The sequence below is a fragment of the Kitasatospora sp. MBT63 genome (genome assembly GCF_000710465.2).
Classification (GTDB): Bacteria; Actinomycetota; Actinomycetes; order Streptomycetales; family Streptomycetaceae; genus Kitasatospora.
This window is the reverse complement of the sequence record NZ_JAIZ01000011.1, coordinates 1-18,104: the sequence shown is the minus strand read 5'-3', so window position 1 is coordinate 18,104 and position 18,104 is coordinate 1. Positions and strand designations below refer to the sequence as shown.

At 71.9% G+C, this 18,104-nt stretch carries 12 protein-coding genes, 1 tRNA gene and 1 pseudogene; 8 read left to right on the top strand and 6 right to left on the bottom strand.

What is annotated here, in order from left to right:
• From AA75_RS53625 to AA75_RS00840, 4 genes and pseudogenes are all read left to right on the top strand, one after another.
• The coding region (locus AA75_RS53625) for a LamG domain-containing protein (RefSeq protein ID WP_033817699.1) at positions 1–819 on the top strand (819 nt) is incomplete at its 5' end.
• Between the two features lie 202 nt (positions 820–1,021).
• Positions 1,022–2,095 (top strand): annotated as a pseudogene (locus tag AA75_RS00850) (sugar phosphate nucleotidyltransferase); the annotation flags it as partial.
• Positions 2,096–2,315: 220 nt separating this feature from the next.
• Positions 2,316–3,236, top strand: a complete 921-nt coding sequence (locus tag AA75_RS00845; RefSeq protein ID WP_033817698.1) for a YIP1 family protein — start codon at positions 2,316–2,318, stop codon at positions 3,234–3,236.
• A 146-nt stretch (positions 3,237–3,382) separates the two neighbouring features.
• Positions 3,383–4,285, top strand: a complete 903-nt coding sequence (locus AA75_RS00840) for a metal-dependent hydrolase (RefSeq protein ID WP_033817697.1) — start codon at positions 3,383–3,385, stop codon at positions 4,283–4,285.
• Between the two features lie 122 nt (positions 4,286–4,407).
• Here AA75_RS00840 and dcd read toward each other — a convergent pair whose 3' ends face one another.
• Both dcd and AA75_RS00830 read right to left on the bottom strand, forming a co-directional pair.
• Positions 4,408–4,983, bottom strand: a complete 576-nt coding sequence (gene dcd / locus AA75_RS00835) for a dCTP deaminase (protein ID WP_033817696.1) — start codon at positions 4,981–4,983, stop codon at positions 4,408–4,410.
• Positions 4,984–5,031: 48 nt separating this feature from the next.
• Entirely contained in the window at positions 5,032–5,253 is a 222-nt protein-coding gene (locus AA75_RS00830) for a hypothetical protein (RefSeq protein WP_033817695.1), read from the bottom strand.
• Positions 5,254–5,510: 257 nt separating this feature from the next.
• Here AA75_RS00830 and AA75_RS00825 point away from each other — a divergent pair.
• From AA75_RS00825 to AA75_RS00810, 4 genes are all read left to right on the top strand, one after another.
• Positions 5,511–5,581, top strand: a tRNA-Gly gene (locus AA75_RS00825).
• Positions 5,582–6,037: 456 nt separating this feature from the next.
• Positions 6,038–6,949 carry a LamG domain-containing protein gene (locus tag AA75_RS00820; protein WP_033817694.1) on the top strand — a complete coding sequence of 304 codons (912 nt, stop codon included), beginning with the start codon at positions 6,038–6,040 and terminating at the stop codon, positions 6,947–6,949.
• A gap of 379 nt (positions 6,950–7,328) precedes the next feature.
• Positions 7,329–8,750: a cellulose binding domain-containing protein gene (locus AA75_RS00815; RefSeq protein WP_033817693.1), complete on the top strand. Its 1,422-nt coding sequence runs from the start codon at positions 7,329–7,331 to the stop codon at positions 8,748–8,750.
• 205 nt (positions 8,751–8,955) lie between these two features.
• On the top strand, positions 8,956–10,488 hold the full coding sequence (locus AA75_RS00810; RefSeq protein ID WP_082526142.1) for a polysaccharide deacetylase family protein: 1,533 nt from the start codon (positions 8,956–8,958) through the stop codon (positions 10,486–10,488).
• An 83-nt stretch (positions 10,489–10,571) separates the two neighbouring features.
• Here the strand turns inward: AA75_RS00810 and AA75_RS00805 are convergent, their stop codons facing one another.
• The 4 genes from AA75_RS00805 to AA75_RS00790 all read right to left on the bottom strand — a co-directional run bounded on the left by AA75_RS00805 (position 10,572) and on the right by AA75_RS00790 (position 17,707).
• A complete protein-coding gene (locus AA75_RS00805) occupies positions 10,572–12,044 on the bottom strand; it encodes a glycosyltransferase (protein WP_233288862.1) in 1,473 nt (490 codons plus the stop codon).
• On the bottom strand, positions 12,041–13,312 hold the full coding sequence (locus AA75_RS00800) for a nucleotide sugar dehydrogenase (protein WP_033817692.1): 1,272 nt from the start codon (positions 13,310–13,312) through the stop codon (positions 12,041–12,043). The genes AA75_RS00805 and AA75_RS00800 overlap by 4 nt, the downstream gene beginning before the upstream one ends.
• 763 nt (positions 13,313–14,075) lie before the next feature.
• Positions 14,076–16,832 carry a molybdopterin-dependent oxidoreductase gene (locus AA75_RS00795; protein ID WP_033817691.1) on the bottom strand — a complete coding sequence of 919 codons (2,757 nt, stop codon included), beginning with the start codon at positions 16,830–16,832 and terminating at the stop codon, positions 14,076–14,078.
• Positions 16,829–17,707 (bottom strand): xanthine dehydrogenase family protein subunit M, encoded by an 879-nt coding sequence (locus AA75_RS00790; protein ID WP_051811487.1) that lies wholly within the window; start codon positions 17,705–17,707, stop codon positions 16,829–16,831. The genes AA75_RS00795 and AA75_RS00790 overlap by 4 nt, the downstream gene beginning before the upstream one ends.
• Positions 17,708–18,104 lie beyond the last annotated feature (397 nt).

Sequence of the window (18,104 nt, the reverse complement as noted above, 5' to 3'; positions counted from 1 at the left end):
ACCGGCGCCTCCGCGTCCGGCTCCGCGAGCGCCGCACCCGCCGCGTCCCCCGGCGACCAGGCCGGCCCGTCCGGCGCCGCACCGACCCCGGGCGGCCGGACACTGGGCGCCACCACGAAGCCGTCCACGGGACCCGCGGCACCCGGCGGGCCCGCCGCCCCCGCCCAGCTCGACGACCGCATTGGCGGCCACGGCATCGCCCTCGCCCCGGCGGCCGCCGTCGGGCCGACCGACGGCCACAGCGGGTCGACCCTGGTGCTGCACGGCAGCGCCGACGGCTACGGCCAGAGCGCGGGCCCGGTGGTCGACACCGGCCGCAGCTTCACCGTCTCCGCCATGGTCCGAAACAACGCCCCGACCGGCGGCCGGGCCGTCGTCACCCAGGGCAGCGACAGCTACTACTCCTTCTACCTCGGCCGCGACTACTGGGACAGCCACAACCAGTGGGTGTTCAAGGTCCAGACCGCCGCCGGTGCCCAGGACAACACCACCTACCAGGCGTTCTCCCGAGGCAGTGCCACCACCGGCCAGTGGACGCTGCTGACCGGCGTCTACGACGCGGCCACCAAGAAGATCCAGCTGTACGTCGACGGCCAGCTGGCCAACACCACCCCGGTCACCGGGATCTGGCAGGCCGGCGGCCCGCTCCAGATCGGCCGGGTCCGCTACAAGTCCGCCTGGACGGACTTCTGGGACGGGGCGATCGGCGACGTCCAGGTCTGGGACCGGGCCCTTCCCGCCGGGGCCGTCGCCCAGCTGAAGGGAACCGGCGGCACCTCGGCCGGCGTCCCAGCCACCGCTGCCTGGCTGCTCCCCTGACCCGGCTCGCCCGGCCGGGGCCGGAGCCCTCCTCCGGGGGTGCGGGCGGGGTGCACCGAGAAGCCAAATATAGTAATCGCCAGACCCGTGACATGCGGGTTGCCGAACGTCCCCGGACGGTCGGCGCAGCGCACGTCAGTCGCGAGCCGTCGGCCCTGGGGCCCCGGCCGCGGACACGCCGGAACTTGGAGAAGCGCAGTCCATGACCGAGGCCATCATGCTGGTCGGTGGCAAGGGCACTCGCTTGCGCCCGCTGACCACCCACACGCCGAAGCCGATGCTCCCCGTCGCCGGCGTCCCGTTCATCGCGCACCAGCTGGCCCGCGCCGCGGCCGCCGGGGTCACCCGGGTCGTGCTCGCCACGTCCTACCTGGCCGAGGTGTTCGAGGACCACTTCCAGGACGGCAGCCCGTACGGCATCGAGCTGGTCTACCTCACCGAGAAGGAGCCGCTCGGCACCGGCGGTGCGATCCGCAACGCCGCCTCCGGGCTGACCTGCGGCCCGGACGAGCCGGTGCTGATCTTCAACGGTGACATCCTCTCCGGCGTCGACATCGCCGCCCTGCGCGACAGCCACCTGGCCGCCGGCGCCGACGTCACCCTGCACCTCACCCGGGTCGAGGACCCGCGCGCCTTCGGCCTGGTCCCCACCGACGCGGCCGGCCGGGTGCTCGAGTTCCTCGAGAAGCCCGAGACGCCCGAGCAGATCGTCACCGACCAGATCAACGCCGGGTGCTACGTCTTCACCCGCTCGGTCATCGACCGCATCCTCGCCGGTCGGGAGGTCTCCGTCGAGCGCGAGACCTTCCCCGAGCTGCTTGAGAGCGGCGCCCTGCTGCGCGGCGTGGTCGACACCTCGTACTGGCTCGACCTCGGCACCCCCGGCGCCTTCGTCCGCGGCTCCGCCGACCTGGTGCTCGGCAAGGTGGACTCCCCGGCCGTGCCCGGCCCGACCGGCGAGGCGCTGCTGCTGCCCGGCGCGGAGGTGGACCTGGGCGCGGTGCTCAGCTCCGGCACCGTGGTCGCCGAGGGCGCGAGCGTCGCCGCCGGCGCCATCATCGAGGGCAGCGTGATCCTGGCCGGCGCAGTGATCGGCCCGGACGCGTACGTCAAGGACTCGATCGTCGGCGCGTACGCCACCGTCGGCGCCCGGACCTCGCTGGACGGCGCCGTGATCGGTGACGGCGCCATCGTCGAGGCCGACAACGAGCTGCCCAGCGGCCTGCGGGTCGCCTGCGGCACGCTGCTGCCGGTCGGCGCGGTGCGCACCACGGCCGGCCCCGGCGGGTGCCCGGCCGGCCAGGTCTCGGCCGCCGCCGTGCACGGGAGCGGCCAGACCCGCTCCGAGGTCGCCAGCCGCTGACCGCGCCGCACCGTGCCCGGGCCACCGCGCCCGGGCCGGGCGGTCCGGCGGGTCGTCACAGGACGGCCCCAATCTCCCCACAGGGCCATGATCACCCGACGGCCGGTCAGCACGAACGGGTACCGTCGATCCCGTGGCAGGTAATCGATACGACAGTGGGCAGGGCGGGGACCCCCGGCAGGGCTGGCCCGCACCGGGCGGCCCGGCGTCCCCGCACCAGGGGAGCGGCCCGACCGGGCAGCCGGAGTACTTCACCGCGGCCCAGGAGGCCTACCCGCAGCCCGACGCCCACCCGGCCGGCACGGGCGACCCGTACGCGGCGGACCAGCCCGGACACACCCGCGCCTTCGCGGTCGGCGACGACCCCTACGGCCCCTACGACCCGTACGGCGCCCCCGCCGGGTACCCGGCCGGGCCGGACGGCTACGGCACCGGGCCCGACGGCTACGGCGGCCAGGACAACGTCGCGGTCTACCGGGCCGGCGGCCGCAGCACCCCGCCGCCGACCGGACCCAGGCTCGCCTGGCGGCCCCTGCTCGCCGGGATCTACCGCGAGCCCGCCCGCACCTTCGCCCGGATGCGCGACCACCATGTCTGGCTGCCCGCGCTGTGCGTCTCGCTGATCTACGGCGTGCTCGCCGTCCTCGGCATGGGCTCCACCCACAACGAGGTGGTCAACTCGACCTTCTCCGTCGCGGTGTGGGCCATCGCCGGCGCGGCCGTCGGCTTCACCCTGGCCGGCGCCGTGCTCGGCGCGGTCACCTACGCCCTCGCCCGCCAGTTCGGCGGCGACGGGCCCTGGCAGTCCACCGTGGGCCTGGCCGTACTGATCGGCTGGACCACGGACGCGCCGAGGCTGCTGCTGGCCCTGTTCCTGCCCGCCGACAACATGGTGGTCCAGGCCGTGGGCTGGGCCACCTGGCTGCTCTGCGCGGTCCTGCTGACCACGATGGTCCGGCGGGTCCACGACCTGCCCTGGGGCAAGGCCGCCGGGGCGGCGGCCCTCCAGTTGCTCGCGCTGCTGGTCCTGATCAAGCTGCCCACCCTGGGCTGAGCCGTACCGACCGACGCCCGGGCACCCCGGCGGTCGGACGGTGACCGGGCCCCGCGCACCGCGGGCTATAGGCTGTTGGCTTTGCCCGCTTCCGCCCGTGCCGTCACGTCCGCGACCGCCGGCCCCACCGCGACCGGAGCCATCGAATGACCCTCCCCACCACGCACGTCAGCTTCCCGGCCGGGACCGTGCACGGCGAGTCGGAGATCCTCGCCGTGCACCGGCTCCCCGACGGGCGCACCGCCGTGATCACCGCGGCCACGCCCTTCCACCCGCTCGACCACACCTGGCCCGACCAGCCCGCCGACCACGGCTCGCTGACCGTGGACGGCGTCGAGCACCCGGTGGTGGACTGCCTGACCGGCGCCGTCGGCCCGGACGGCGGCGAGGTCCTGGTGGGCGCCGACATCCCGGTGCGCCGCGGCGACGAGGACTGGTCCTGGCTGGTCCTGCACGTGCTGCCGCAGTCCTCGGCCGACGCCCTCGCCGCCGCGGCCGGCCGCACCGCCCAGCTGAGCGTCGACGCCCACCGCCGCGGCCTGCTGTCCGCCGCGCACAGCGGCTGCCACCTGCTCGCCCTCGCCCTCAACGAGGCCCTCGCTGCCCGCTGGCGCAAGGACCCGGGCCGCAGCGACGCCTTCGGCAACCCCGACTTCGACAGCCTCGCCATGGCGAGCTCGGTGATGGACACCGAAGCCAGCACCGACACCTACCGGCTGGGCAAGTCGCTGCGCAAGAAGGGCTTCACCACCGAGGCGGCCGACGACCTCCCCGCCCTCGCCGACGCCCTGCCGGCCGTCACCGAAGCCGTCAACCAGCGGCTCGCCGCCTGGGTCGCGGCCGACGCGCAGGTCCGCATCGAGGTCCCCGGGCCCGAGCTGACCGCCCGCCGCCGCTGGCAGTGCGAACTCCCGGCCGGCACCGCCGAGATCTTCTGCGGCGGTACCCACCTCCACCACCTCGGCGAACTCGCCGAGCTGCGCACCGAGTTGACCCTGTCCGAGGACGGCAGTGAACTGGTCGCGGTGACCCGCCCCAAGCGCGCCTGAACCCCGTACGGCAGGGGCCGACAGGGGCGGGGGAGCACGACGGGGGGACACGACGAGGGGCGGCCGGTCACCCGGCCGCCCCTCGTCGTCGTCGCCGCGTCCGCGCGGCCGGTCCGCGCCGCTCAGATGTCGGTGCGGTGGAAGTTCAGGTGCGAACGCGAGGCCGTCGGGCCGCGCTGACCCTGGTAGCGCGAGCCGTACCGCTCGGAGCCGTACGGGAACTCGGCCGGCGAGGACAGCCGGAACAGGCAGAGCTGCCCGATCTTCATACCCGGGTAGAGCTTGATCGGCAGCGTCGCGACGTTCGACAGCTCCAGGGTGACGTGCCCGTTGAAGCCGGGGTCGATGAACCCGGCCGTGGAGTGCGTCAGCAGACCGAGCCGGCCCAGGCTGGACTTGCCCTCCAGCCGGGAGGCCACGTCGTCCGGCAGCGTGAGGCGCTCGTACGTCGCCGCCAGCACGAACTCGCCCGGGTGCAGGATGAACGCCTCGTCCCCCTCCGGCTCGACCAGCCGGGTCAGGTCCGGCTGCTCCTCCGAGGGGTCGATGTGGGGGTACCGGTGGTTCTCGAACACCCGGAAGAAGCGGTCGAGCCGGACGTCGATACTCGACGGCTGGACCATCGAGGGGTCGAAGGGGTCGATCACGACCCGACCCTTGTCGATCTCGGTACGAATGTCCTTGTCAGAGAGCAGCACGCCACCGAGGTTACGTGCACCTGCGGGCGCCCGACCAATCGCGCCCGCTCAGGCCAGGAACTCGGCCGCCTCCAGCCGCAGCGCCCGCGCCAGCTGCGGCGCCGACAGCTCACCCGGATCGGCCGGTACCGAGCTGCGCAGCCGCCCGCACTGCGGACAGCGGATCAGTCTCCCCGGGCCGAGCCGGCCGGCACCGAGGTTCTGCATCGGGAACGTGGTGGTGCTGAACAGATGCCCCTCGGCACAACGAACGACGGTGCGCTGATCCATCGGTCCCCTTCCCAGTCTTCCCCGGACACCCTGCGCCCGGCGCTGCGTGCGCCCCGGCGACAGCGTCACATTAGGGGATGTTCCGGACATCACGCACAGCGGCTCGCCGCCCTCCACCTCGACCGGGCGGCCCACACGCTACGCCCCGGCAGGGCCCGCCGCACCGGCCCGGCGCCGCGTTCATGCCGGACGCCCGGATGGCTCCGCGGATGGGGTACAGTGGTGATCGATCGAGCGGTCACTGACGGCTCGTCAATGCGGGCGTAGTTTAATGGTAGAACATGAGCTTCCCAAGCTTATAGCGCGAGTTCGATTCTCGTCGCCCGCTCGGAGTGAGAGCCCCAGGTCAACGGCCTGGGGCTTTCGCGTTGTCCGGGGCCGGCCGGAGTCGGGGCCGACGGGGCGGGCGTGCGGGCCGCCGGAACCACGGTGCGGCGGCATTCCGGTGCGGGCCGGAAGCCTCCGGCGGCGGGTGGGGAATCCGTTCCCGCGGCCATTTCCGGGCGGGGGGCGGCGATTACGTCGGCGGCGCCGGGAATGCGAATTGTCTGCGTGGGGACGATTGCGTCGTGAACGTCATCGCAAACCGGCGGACCGGCGCCCCTTTCGGCCGTTTTGTCACCCGGCGACCTGGGCAGTGTCCGGTAGGCGGGACGGGGCGGCCCCCGCCTGCGGCGGGACGGCCGGAGTGGGCCCGGGATCTGCGGCCCCCCGGTGCTTGCGGATCCTCCCGGGTGGCCTAAAGTTTCGACCCATGGATAGTGCTGGGGGAAGTGGGGGAAACGTGAGCGGCGGCCAGGGCGGCAACGACGGCTGGGGCGCGCCGGGTTTCCAGCCGGCGATGAACGACAGCACTCCGGACTGGGCGGCGATGGCCGAGGCCACCGAGCGCGAGGCCCGCAGGAAGCGCCGGATGCGCATCGTGCTGAGCGTGGTCGGTGTGCTGGTGGTCGCCGGCATGGTGGCGACCGCGGTGGTCCTGCGCGGCACCGGTGACAAGAAGCCGTCGGCCGACGACCAGCCCGTCGCGTCGGCGCCGAACTGCATCGCGCCCTCCCCCGCGGGTTCGAAGGGCGCCAACGACGTCCGCCTCGGTGCGGGCACCCACGTCGGCACCATCGACGGCCACAGCGGCCTGGCGCTGACCCTGCGCGGCAGCGCCGACGGCTACGCCGAGGCGGACTCGGTCGTGGTCAACACCTGCACGAGCTTCACCGTCTCCGCCGTGGTGCGCAACAACGCGCCGGAGCAGCCCCGGGCCATCCTGTCCCAGGGCAGCGACGGATTCTTCTCCTTCTATCTGGGACGCGACTTCCGGCCCGGCCACAACCAGTGGGTGTTCAAGGTCCAGACCGCCGCGGAGAGTGGCAAGGCCGTTCTGGCGGAGGCCCCCGGCTCGGTCCCGATCGGCGAGTGGACCACGCTGACCGGTGTGTACGACGCCAAGGCCGGCAGCATCGCGCTCTACGTCAACGGCGCCCTCGCGATGACCACCCCGGTGTCCGGGATCCTGTCCACCAACGGCCCGATCGAGATCGGCCGGGCGCGTTTCAAGTCCCACTGGGCCGACGCCTGGGACGGTTCGATCGCGGACGTCCAGATCTGGGACCAGGCGCTCACCCCGGAGGGGATCGCCCAGGTCGCCAAGGACCGCTCGACGGACGTCGCCGCGCGCGCGACCTGGTTCCGGTTCTGACCTCCCGCTCCGGGCGGCCTTCCGGCCGCCCGGAACGCCGCCGATTCGGCGGTCCGGCCGATACCGGTCCTGACCTCGGAATCTCCCTGCACGGGGATATCTGACGAGAGATGGGATTCCCTCGCGCATTTCCGTCGCCGGAGGACATGGGTTCCCGGAATTCTCGGGACGGAGGCGGTCGGGGAGCGGTGGGCCGGTGACTGTCGGTGTGTCACGGAATTGGCCGCGGTGCGCTGTTGAGCACGTCACACCGGAATTTCCGGTCCGGCCCCGGGGGCAGCGCCCGCACTGGCTAGGATGGCAGGCGAATCCGGTCAATTCTGAACATCATTTGAAGGCGCGCCCTCGGTAACGCGTCGCACCTGTGCTAGGAGCTCCCGTGGGATCTGCCCGCAGCGCGTCGCGTCGGCGCGTCTGGAACGTGCTCAAATTGCTGTTCCTGGTGATCGTGCTCGTTGCGGCCGGCAACGCGCTCTACCCGGCCTGGCGCGCCGCGCATCCCGATCCGAGCGATCTGACCATCCGGCACAGGACCGAGCCGACGGCCGTGGTCCCGGTGGCCAAGCCGTGGCTGGAGGTCATCAACAGCTCCAAGAAGGCGATCCCGCTCAACGAGGTGACGCTCCGGTACTACTTCACCGCGGACGGGGGCGTCCCGTACGGCTTCAACTGCGTGGAGGCCGCGGTCGGCTGCGCGAACATCGACGGCACCATCGTCGCGCTCGCCAACCCGTCGGACAAGGCAGACCACTACCTGGAGCTCAGCTTCACGGCGGGCGCCGGCAGCCTGCAGCCCGGGGTCAACAGCAAGGGCATCCAGCTCCAGCTCTACCGTCTCGACCACCAGGACCTGAACCAGGCCGACGACCGCTCGTTCGAGCCCGCCAACACCAGCTTCAAGCCCGCGAAGCTGGTCACCGCGTACATAGCCGGCAAGCTCGCCTGGGGCGACCAGCCCGCCGACTCCACCGCGGCGTCGGGCCAGCCGGCCGCCGCGGCGAACCCGAAGCCGGCCGCGCCGGCCGGGATCGCGTTCGACAACTTCCACTACAGCGGCGCGACCGACCCGGCCCTGGTCAAGCACGGCTGGCGGATCCGGACCAGCAAGGGCGGTCCGGGCGTGGCCGACACCTGGTCGGCGGCGGGCGTCAGCTTCCCGGCCGAGCCCACCGCGCAGGGCGGGCAGACGCTGCAGCTGAGGGCCAGCACCGACGGGACCAAGCAGGGCACCACCCAGGCCCAGGTCGACAACGCCGACACCGACTTCCTGACGGGCACCTACGCCGCCCGGATCTTCTTCAGCGACCAGCCCAGCAGCGGTCAGCCCGGCGACCACATCAACCAGTCGTTCTACACGATCTCCTCGAACGACTCGCTCTACAGCGAGCTGGACAACGAGTACATGCCGAACGGCGGCTGGGGTTCGCCCGGCCCGGTGCTGGACACCACCAGCTGGTACAGCGCCAAGAACGGCGACCGGGTGACCCGTCGGCACAACGCGAGCCTGCAGGGCTGGCACACCATCGTGATCACCGCCGTCAAGGGCGTCGCGACCTACTCGCTGGACGGCAAGGAGCTGTTCAGCAGCAACGGGAAGTACTTCCCGCGCCAGACGATGGGCGTCAACTTCAACACCTGGTTCGTGGACCTGCCCTTCAAGGGCCAGCGCAGCTGGGACATGAAGATCAACTGGTTCTACTACAACGCCAACCAGGCGATGTCCCAGGCGGACGTCGAGAAGACGGTCGCGGACTACTACAGCAGCGGCACCAATTACATCAACACCGTCCCCAAGTCCTGACCCGAAACTCCCCGGTCCCCGGGCCGCGGCCGGACCGCGACCCGGGGACCCGGTCCTCGAACCCGGGGACCGTACACAGAAGGACCGCCAGGGGCCGTGGAGAATCGTTCCGCTACGCTCCTCGGCTGGGGTGGGTGGAACGCTGCGGTCAGGACGCCTGAGTGCGCGCGCCTTCCGCCGGTCCGATCGCACACAGGAGCCAACCATGAGCCACGAGCCGACCCAGAGCCCGTTCGGACTCCGGACGCCCCCCGCCGGGCTCCTGAGCGGTAGCGGTGTGAGCAGGCGCTCGGCTCTGCGGCTGGCCGGCGCCGGCGGGCTCCTCGCGGCCGGCGGCACCCTGCTCACCGGCTGCGGGGACGACCCCGCGGCCGGCTCCCCCGCGACGGCGGCGAGCACCGCCGCGGCGTCGGCGTCGGCCACCGGCAAGCCCAAGGAGGCCGGTTCCGACCTGCCGATCCTCACCCCGGCCGGGTACAACCCCAGCAGCCGCCGGGCCACCTGGTCCCAGCAGTTCCAGACCGGACACGGCTGGTCGGCCGGCGGTGCGGGCACCGCGGGCTACGAGCTGAACGACGCCTCGCTGTTCCTGCAGGGCACCCAGTCGGTGCGGGTCACCACCGACGGGTCGGGCCGGCAGTCCTACGTCCGCCGGACCGGGATGCCGAAGCTGGACCTCACCAACAAGATGATCAGGCTGACGCTGCGCGTCGACGACACCACCCACCTGCACAAGCTGGGCTTCTACCTGGGCACCGGCTCGCTGGCCAACAACTTCCAGTGGCAGTTCCACACCCACTCCACCAAGGCGGCGAACTACGTCCAGTCCGGTGAGTGGGTGGTGGTGCACCTGCAGTGGGCCGACGTCACCAACACGGCCGGGTCCTTCAGCCTCTCCCCGGTCGGAGTGCCGTCCGCCACCTCGGGCTTCACCGACATGTCGTTCGTGGCCTACGACGACGCGAACAGCCGGGTCACCTACCACCTGCAGTCCGTGGAGATCCTCCCGGACACCCGCACCATCTTCCCCCGCGGCGCGGTGTCCATCACCTTCGACGACTCCTACAGCTCGGTCTTCGACCTCGCCCGGCCGGTGATGAACAGTCACGGCTTCCCCGGCACGATGTACAACATCGCGCAGGCGGCGGGCACCGCCAACTACCTGACCATCGACCAGATGCGGACGATGCAGGAGTCCTCGGGCTGGGAGATGGCCGGGCACGCCTACTCCACCGCCGCCCACAACTCCGGCTACAACCAGCTCACCTCGCAGCAGGTGGACGAGGACATGGGCAAGCTGCGGGACTGGCTCACCTCCAACCGCTTCAGCACCGAGAACTTCGCCTATCCGCACGGCGCGTTCCAGGAGACCTCGGACGGGGTCGGCGTCGACCGGATCGCCAGCCGGCACTTCAGCACGGCCAGGTCGATCATCTACGAGACGATCGAGTCGTTCGCCCCGGCCATGCCGTACCGGCTCAAGGCTCTGACCGGGCTCAACGACGGTGACAACGTGGGCGGTTCGACGCTCGCCGAGGTGATCGGCCCGGGCGGCAAGCTGGACCGCTGCGCGAAGAGCGGGGACTGGCTGATCCTCTGCTTCCACGACATCGTGGCCGGCAGCCCGGTGGCCAGCACCCAGATCAGCCAGGCCGGCGTCACCAAGGTGATGGAGGCGATCGCCGCCCGCGGCATGCCGGTGGTCACCATCTCCGAGGCGATGAAGCACTACTCCTGACCCCGGTACGGAACGAGGGGCTCCCGGGCGTGTGCCCGGGAGCCCCTCGTCGCGTCGTTCCCGGTACCGCGCCCGGGGGGCGGTCAGGCCCGGCTGCCGCTCATGGCCGGCTCGTCCTCGTCCTCGTTCCACATGGCCGAGTAGTCGCCGCCCTGGCCGGACTGCACGGTGACCTCCACGCCGGCCTCGCGGGTGCCCCACTTGCCCTTGTTGAGGGTGACCAGGGCGTACATCCGCAGCGGCGTCAGCAGCGTCAGCTGGATCACGCCGTAGACCGGCGCCAGCATGAACATCCCGAACCGCTTGATCAGCCCCATGTTGCGCCGGGGGAAGTCGAGGTAGCGGACGTTGCGCAGGTAGCCCATCAGGACCATGAACATCAGGTAGTCGCCGATGTGGCGCATGAACCCGACCGGGTCGAGGACCGGACTGATGACCAGGGAGTAGAGCATCGCGGTGCCGAAGACGAGCCACAGGCCCATCTCCATCACGGTGAGCCAGAACGCCGGCCGGGTGATCCGCTGGTTGCGCAGCGCCCACAGCGACTCCCGGAAGAACGACTTGTTCCACCGGACCTGCTGGCGCAGGAAGTGCGGGAGCTTCTCCGGGACGGCGGTGTAGCCGACGGCGGTCTCCTGGAAGACCACCTGCCCCTCGGTGAGGCAGTAGTTGGTCATCCGCCGGTCGTCGCCGAACACCGCCGGCTTACCCAGGAACTGCTGGTTCAGGAAGTCCGGGAGGTACTTGCGGACCAGGTCGCCGCGGTAGGCGGAGAGCGCGCCGCAGCAGCACAGCACGGACTTCAGCTGGGAGTAGGCGGCCCGCTCGAAGAGGAACGAGTTGCCGTACCGCAGGTCCTGCAGGCGGGTGAAGATGTTGGCGTCGTGGTTGAGCGCCAGGACCATCCCGGTCGAGGCCATCACCCGGTCGTCGACCAGCGGGACGATCAGCTCGCGGACGGTGTCCCTGGTCAGCACGGTGTCCGAGTCGACGCACAGGAAGACGTCCGTGTACGGGGCGTCCAGGAACCCGCGCGCCAAGGCCTCGCGCTTGCCCCGGTTCTCGGGCTGCGCGCTCACCTTGAAGATCACCCCGGCGAGTTCGAACTCGCGGGCCATCCGCCGGGCCACGGTGAGGCCGCCGGGGTCGGCGCTGGAGTCGTCGATGATGTGGACCTCGTTGGGCAGCCGGCTCTGGGCGAGCAGGCTGCGCAGGCCCTGCTCGAACATGGACGGGTCCTCGTTGTAGATCGGCAGGACCGCCGTCACCCACATCTCGTCCAGGCGCTGGAGCTCGGGCGTCGTCGCCCGCCGCGGCCGGTAGAAGAGTGCCAGGAACATCTTGACCGACAGCAGCCCGACCGCGGCCAGCGAGTACAGGTGGACGGAGGAGGCGTCCATCTTGGTGGCGATGAACGCGGCCAGCGCCACGAACACCACGTACGAAACCTTCAGGTGCCGTTTCTTGCGGTGCCCCTGCCGGCCGCCGCGGCGCCGGGCCGGGGCCGCGGCGGAGGCGGGCAGCTCGCGGTCGTCGTCGTTGCGGTTGCGGCTCACAGCTGTACCGCCTTTGGGTGCCCGCTGGTCCTGCCGCGGGTGTCGAAGAGCAGCTCGGCGCGGTCGGCGAGGGCGGCGAGGTCGATGGTGCTGTGCGGTTGCAGCAGGATGGTCAGGTCGGCCTCGGCCGAGGCCGCCAGATAGTCCGTCACCCGGGCGACCGGTTCGCCGGCCACCGCCCAGTCGGCCACGTTGGGGTCGTAGTAGCGGATGTCGGCGCCGCGGCGCCGCAGTTCGAGCGCGACGGCGGTGGCCGGCGTCTCCCGCTGGTCCGATATGTCCGGCTTGTAGGTGACGCCCAGCAGCAGCACCCGGGCGCCTCGCACCGCCTTGGCCCGCTCGTTGAGCAGGTCGGCGGCCCGGTGCACGACGTGGACGGGCATCCGCTGGTTGATCTCCTGGGCCAGTTCGACGAACCTGAACGGGATGCCCAGCGACTTGACCTTGTAGGAGAGGTAGTTCGGGTCGATCGGGATGCAGTGGCCGCCGACCCCGGGCCCCGGGTAGAACGGGGCGAAGCCGAAGGGCTTGGTGGCCGCGCAGCGGATGGCGTCCCACAGGTCGACGTCGATCTCCCGGCAGAACATCGCCATCTCGTTGACGAGGGCGATGTTGACGTGCCGGTAGGTGTTCTCCAGGAGCTTGGCCATCTCCGCCTCGCGCGGACTCCTGGCCTCCACGACCTCGTTGACGAACCGCTCGTAGAACCCGCGGGCCGCCTTGGTGCACTCGGGGGTGCAGCCGCCGACCACCTTCGGGGTGTTCTCCAGGCCGAAGGACGGGTTCCCGGGGTCGATGCGCTCGGGGGAGAAGGCGAGGTGGAAGTCGGTGCCGGCCCGCAGGCCGGCGGCCTCCAGGGCCGGGCGCACCACGTCGTCGGTGGTCCCGGGGTAGGTGGTCGACTCCAGGACGACCAGCGTGCCGGGCTGCAGGTGCCCGGCCACCGTGGCGACGGCGCTGTCCACCGCGCGCAGGTCCGGCGCGCCGTGCTCGGTGAGGGGGGTGGGGACGCAGATCACCACGGTCTCGGCGGAGGCGATCACCGAGCCGTCGGTGGTCGCCCGGAAGCCCTGCTCGCGCATGGCCGCGAGATCGGTGTCGGAGATGTCGTCGACGTGCGAGCACCCGGTGTTGAGGCCGTCCACCACGGCGGCGCTGCGGTCGAGACCGATCACCCGCAGTCCGGCCCGCGCGGCCCCCCGGGCCAGCGGAAGTCCGACGTATCCCAGGCCGATCACCACGAGATCGGCTTCTCTGCGGGACTTCATGACGCCTGCTACTCCAAAGGTCTGGTCAAGAGACATAAAACGGTGCTCTGCCCGGTTCGCCGGAGGAATTTCCGCTCACGGCGCCTTTCGTCGCCCCCCGGAATATGTCGGATGTTCACGCTCGAAGTCCCGGCTCCGGCTGTGGATCATTCTCCCGGACCGGGCAGCGGTGCGATCCTTCCCACCCCCGAGACGGTCGCCAGGAGAACTGCCTGACTTCCGTGAAGATGTTCGCACAGTGCTGTGGGGGTGGTCGGGGCAGGGGGGTGGGGAGGATGGTGATGCACATCACGCGCCCCTGGGGGTCGGCCCGCTATGTCCTCCAAGCGGGCAGTTGATGCATAAACCGAAAGCTCGGGGTTTATTGTCCGCATTTAGCCGGAAATGCATCGATGGGGCGAGGGCGGTGAGGCGGACGCCCCGAAGGCGCCGTCGGTTCCCGGCGTTCAGGCCCGCGGCAGGCCCGTCCGGGGGGAAGCGGTCCGGTCCGCTCCCGCTGCGCGGCGGACCGACCGCCGCCCACGGTACCGGCGGCCGGGCAGCCGGCCGGCCCGCGCCGGGGTGAGGAACGCGGGCCGGTAGGGGAGATCGAATACCGCGGGCGCGGGGGCCGGAAGATCACCGGCCAACCCTCTCGGCGAGCTGTTCCCGATGCCGGGTGATCGTTCACCGAAAGCCGCGCCACGGGTGTGCCGGGGACAATTCCGCCGGTCGGGCCGGAGGCCGGGATCACCTCACGGGAATTCCCCGGGCCGCAGGCGGCTCAGGCGGCGTCCGACGCGCCCCGGGCGCGGTGGTCGGCGAGCGCCTGCCACACCTTGTCCCGCAGGAACGGCGCCTCGGTGAAGCGGATGCCGGTCGCGTCGCGCAGCGCGTTGGCGAAGGCGGGCGGGACGGGGTTGAAGGGGCTCTCGCTCATCGACTTGGCGCCCAGCGGGCCGATCGCGTCCGAGGTCCGGCTGAAGTGCACCTCGGTGCGCGGGATGTCGGCGTACGCGGGCAGCCGGTAGCGGCGGAAGGCGGCCGTGGTGACCTCACCGCGTCCGTCCACCAGGACCTGTTCGAACAGGGTGGCGCCGAGTGCCTGGGCGACGCCGCCCTCGACCTGGCCGCGGCACTGCAGCGGGTTCATCACCCGGCCGGCGTCGGCGCCGTGGACGCTGCGCAGGATCCTGATCTCCCCGGTGTCCGGGTCCACGGCGAGCCGGAACCACTGCGAGTTGAACGCCACCGACCTCGGGGTGCCGCCCCAGTGCCCGTCCGCGGCGAGCAGCACGCCCTTGCTATGGGCGGCCTCGAAGACCTCCTTGAGCGATACCGTCCGGCCGTCGCACTCCACGGCGTCGGCCAGCAGCCGCACCAGGCTGCGCTGGGTGCGGGCGTACTCGGCGGTGAAGGACAGGATCTGCTCGGCGAGCGCGTTGGCGGCCTTCATCACGGCCTTGCCCGCCACCACCGTGCCCGCCGAGCCGAACGCGCCGGTGTCGTGCCCGACCACGTCGGTGTCGGACTGGCGGACGGCGATCCGGTCGACCGTGGTGCCGAGCGCCCCGGCGGTGATCTGCTGGTGCACGGTGGTGGTGCCGTTGCCGAACTCGGCCGTGCCGACGGCGATGTCGTAGGTGCCGTCCTCCATCAGCTTCACCGTGGCGTCGGCGAAGTGGCCGCCGGGCGGCCCGGTGGCGATCGCGGACATCGCGAACCCCTGGCCCACCAGCCAGCCCTCGGGCGCCAGTTCGGCGCTGCGGTCGTCGGCCAGGGCGTCGCGCACCACCTGCAGGCACTGGTCGAGGCCGTAGCTGGCGATGTGCAGGTCCTCCTCCTCGCCCGCCGGGCCCTCCATGTGCTCGCCCGGGCCGATGACGTTCTTCTCGCGCAGGACCAGCGGATCGATGCCCAGGCGCCGGGCGAGCTCGTCCATCGCCGATTCCACGGCGAAGGTGACCTGGCCGAGCCCGTAGCCGCGGAACGCCCCGGCGGGCACGGCGTTGGTGTAGACGGAGTACGCGTTGACCTTCTTGTGGGGCGCCCGGTACACGCCCATCGACTCGCCGACGCTGTGGAACATCACCGCGGGCCCGTGGTTGCCGTACGCCCCGGTGTTGGCGACCACCCGGAACTTCAGCGCCGTCAGGATGCCGTCCCTGGTGGCCCCGACCTTCACCGTGACCGTGAACGGGTGCCGGGTGGTCGCGCCGTAGAACTGCTCGGGACGGGTGAACTCCAGCTTCACCGGCCGGTGCAGCTTCAGCGCCGCCAGCACCGCGATGTCCTCGGTGAGCATCTCCTGCTTGCCGCCGAAGCCCCCGCCGACCCGGCCCGCGACCACCCGGACCCTCTCCGGCGGCAGGTCGTACAGGTCGCACAGCGCCCGCCGGGTCAGGAACGGCACCTGGGTGCTGGAGCGCACCACGATCCGCTCCTCGCCGCTCTCCTCGTTCTCCTCGAAGTAGACGACGCAGCCGTGCGTCTCCAGGCTGGCGTGCTGCACCCGCTGCGTCCGGAAGGTCTCCTCGTAGACCACGTCGGCCTCGGCGAAGCCCTGCTCGACGCTGCCCAGCTCGCCGTGCACCTCGCCGCAGACGTTGTTCTCGGCGCGGAAGATCCGGGACTCCGGGCCCTTCGGGTGGATCACCGGCGCGCCGGGCAGCATCGCCAGCTCCGGGTCGACGACGTACGGGAGCTCCTCGTACTCGACGACGATCCGCCGGCACCCCTCCTCGGCGGCGCCCTCGCTGTCCGCGACCACGGCCGCCACCCGCTGGCCGACGAAGCGCACCACGTCGTCCAGCACCCGGGTGTCGTCCGGGTCCTCGGTGGGGTGCTCGTGCCGGGCCGAGGAGTACAGCTTGTCCGGGGCGTCGTGGTGGGTGAACACGGCGTGCACCCCGGGCACCCGCAGCGCGGCGGAGGTGTCGATGGACAGGATCCGGGCGTGCGGGTGCGGCGAACGCAGCAGCTTCATGTTCAGCAGCCCCTCGACCTCGAGGTCGAAGGTGTACCGGGCGGTCCCGGTGACCACCAGCGGCCCGGCCGGCGCCCCCGGGCTGCGGCCCACCGCCTGGCCCGCGCACGGCTCCTCGGCGTGCTTGACCCCGCGGATCGAGTCCTCGATCGCGCGGTAGCCGGTGCAGCGGCACAGGTTGCCCTTCAGCGACCGGGGCAGGTCGGTGAGCTGCTCGGCGTCCAGGGCGGAGGCGGTCATCAGGAAGCCGGCCGTGCAGAACCCGCACTGGAAGCCCTGCGCGTCCAGGAACCGCTGCTGCATCGGGTGCAGTTCGCCGTCCTTGGCCAGCCCCTCGACGGTGGTCACCGAACGGCCCTCGGCCCGGACGGCCGGGTACAGGCAGCTGTGCACCGGCTCGCCGTCGACCTGCACGGTGCAGGCGCCGCAGTCGCCGGCGTCGCAGCCCTTCTTCACCCCGAACCAGCCGCGTTCGCGCAGATAGGTGCGCAGGCACTGGCCGGGGCGGGGCTCGGCGTCGAAGTCCTGCTCGTTGACGCGGATCGCGTAGCTCATCGTCCGGCCTCCTCGGTCGGTGCGGAGTCGGGGTGGGCACAGCTGGCGGGGGCGCACCCGGCGGGCGCGGCCAGTTCGCGGCGGATCTCCTCCGCGTAGCGGAGCGTCATGTGGCGCCGCCACGCGGGCAGCCCGTGGATGTCGTCGAACCACTCGTCCGGTGCCACCGCTTGGTCGACCGCCTCACGGACGGCCGCCGCGTTCGGCGACGGCGGGAACCAGACCCGTACCGGCCGCACGGTCGAGGCACTGACGGTGATGGTCAGCGAGCCGTCGACGGGGTCGAGGGCGCCGATCACCAGCGCCCCCGACCGGCCCAGCCCGTACAGCGACGCCTGCCGGAAGGCGGTCCGGCCGGCCAGCACCCGGGCCGGCAGGGTGACCGAACGCAGCAGCTCGCCCCGCTGCAGGACATTGCGGCCCGCGCCGACGACGAAGTCGGCGACCCGGACGGTGCGCATCGACCCGGCCTGGTCGCGCAGCAGACAGGTGCCGTCCAGGGCGGCGGCCAGCGAGATCATCGGCCCGGCGGGCAGCGAGTTGCACAGGTTGCCGCCGAAGGTGGCCATGTTCCAGATCTTCCACGAGGCCAGGAACGCCCGGCAGCACTGCTCGAACAGCGGCGCCGCCGCCCAGCGGGCGGGCTTCGGGAAGCGGGAGAGCTGGGCGATCGTGCAGGTGGCGGCGATCTCCAGGGAGTCGTCGGCGGTGATCCGCAGTGGCTCCCAGCCGGTCCGGCTCAGGTCGATCAGCCGGCGGATGTGGGGCTGCGGCTCGGAGAACAGGTACGTGCCGCCGCCGAGCCAGGCGTCGCCCGGCAACCACACGTAGTGACGGCGGGCGTCACGTACCTCCTGCACCGTGTTCAGATCCACGTCGTCCCACCGTTCTCGACAGCTCGATACGGCGATTGAAGCAACGCGTCACCTGCACGGACGAGTGGTGCCGCACACCGCCGCACCGGTCCTCGCCTGGAGGATCGACCAGTCGGGACCGGGCCGCCCGGACTATCGAACGGGCAGGTGGGAGGCCCGGGAACGGGCCGGACGGCCGACGCCGTACGGGACGGCGCTGCGGGACCGAGAGGGCGGGGGACGGATCAGGCGGCTGCGCCCAGCGCCCGGGCCAGCAGGCGGCCCCGGTGGGTGCCGATGCCCCGGCCGTCGGCGCAGGGCGCGCCGGGAACGGCGGAGCCGGGGACGGTGAGCCGGCCGGCCAGGGCCGGCCGGAGCCCGCGGGGGGTGCCGACGGCCGCGAGCGCGGCGGCGACCG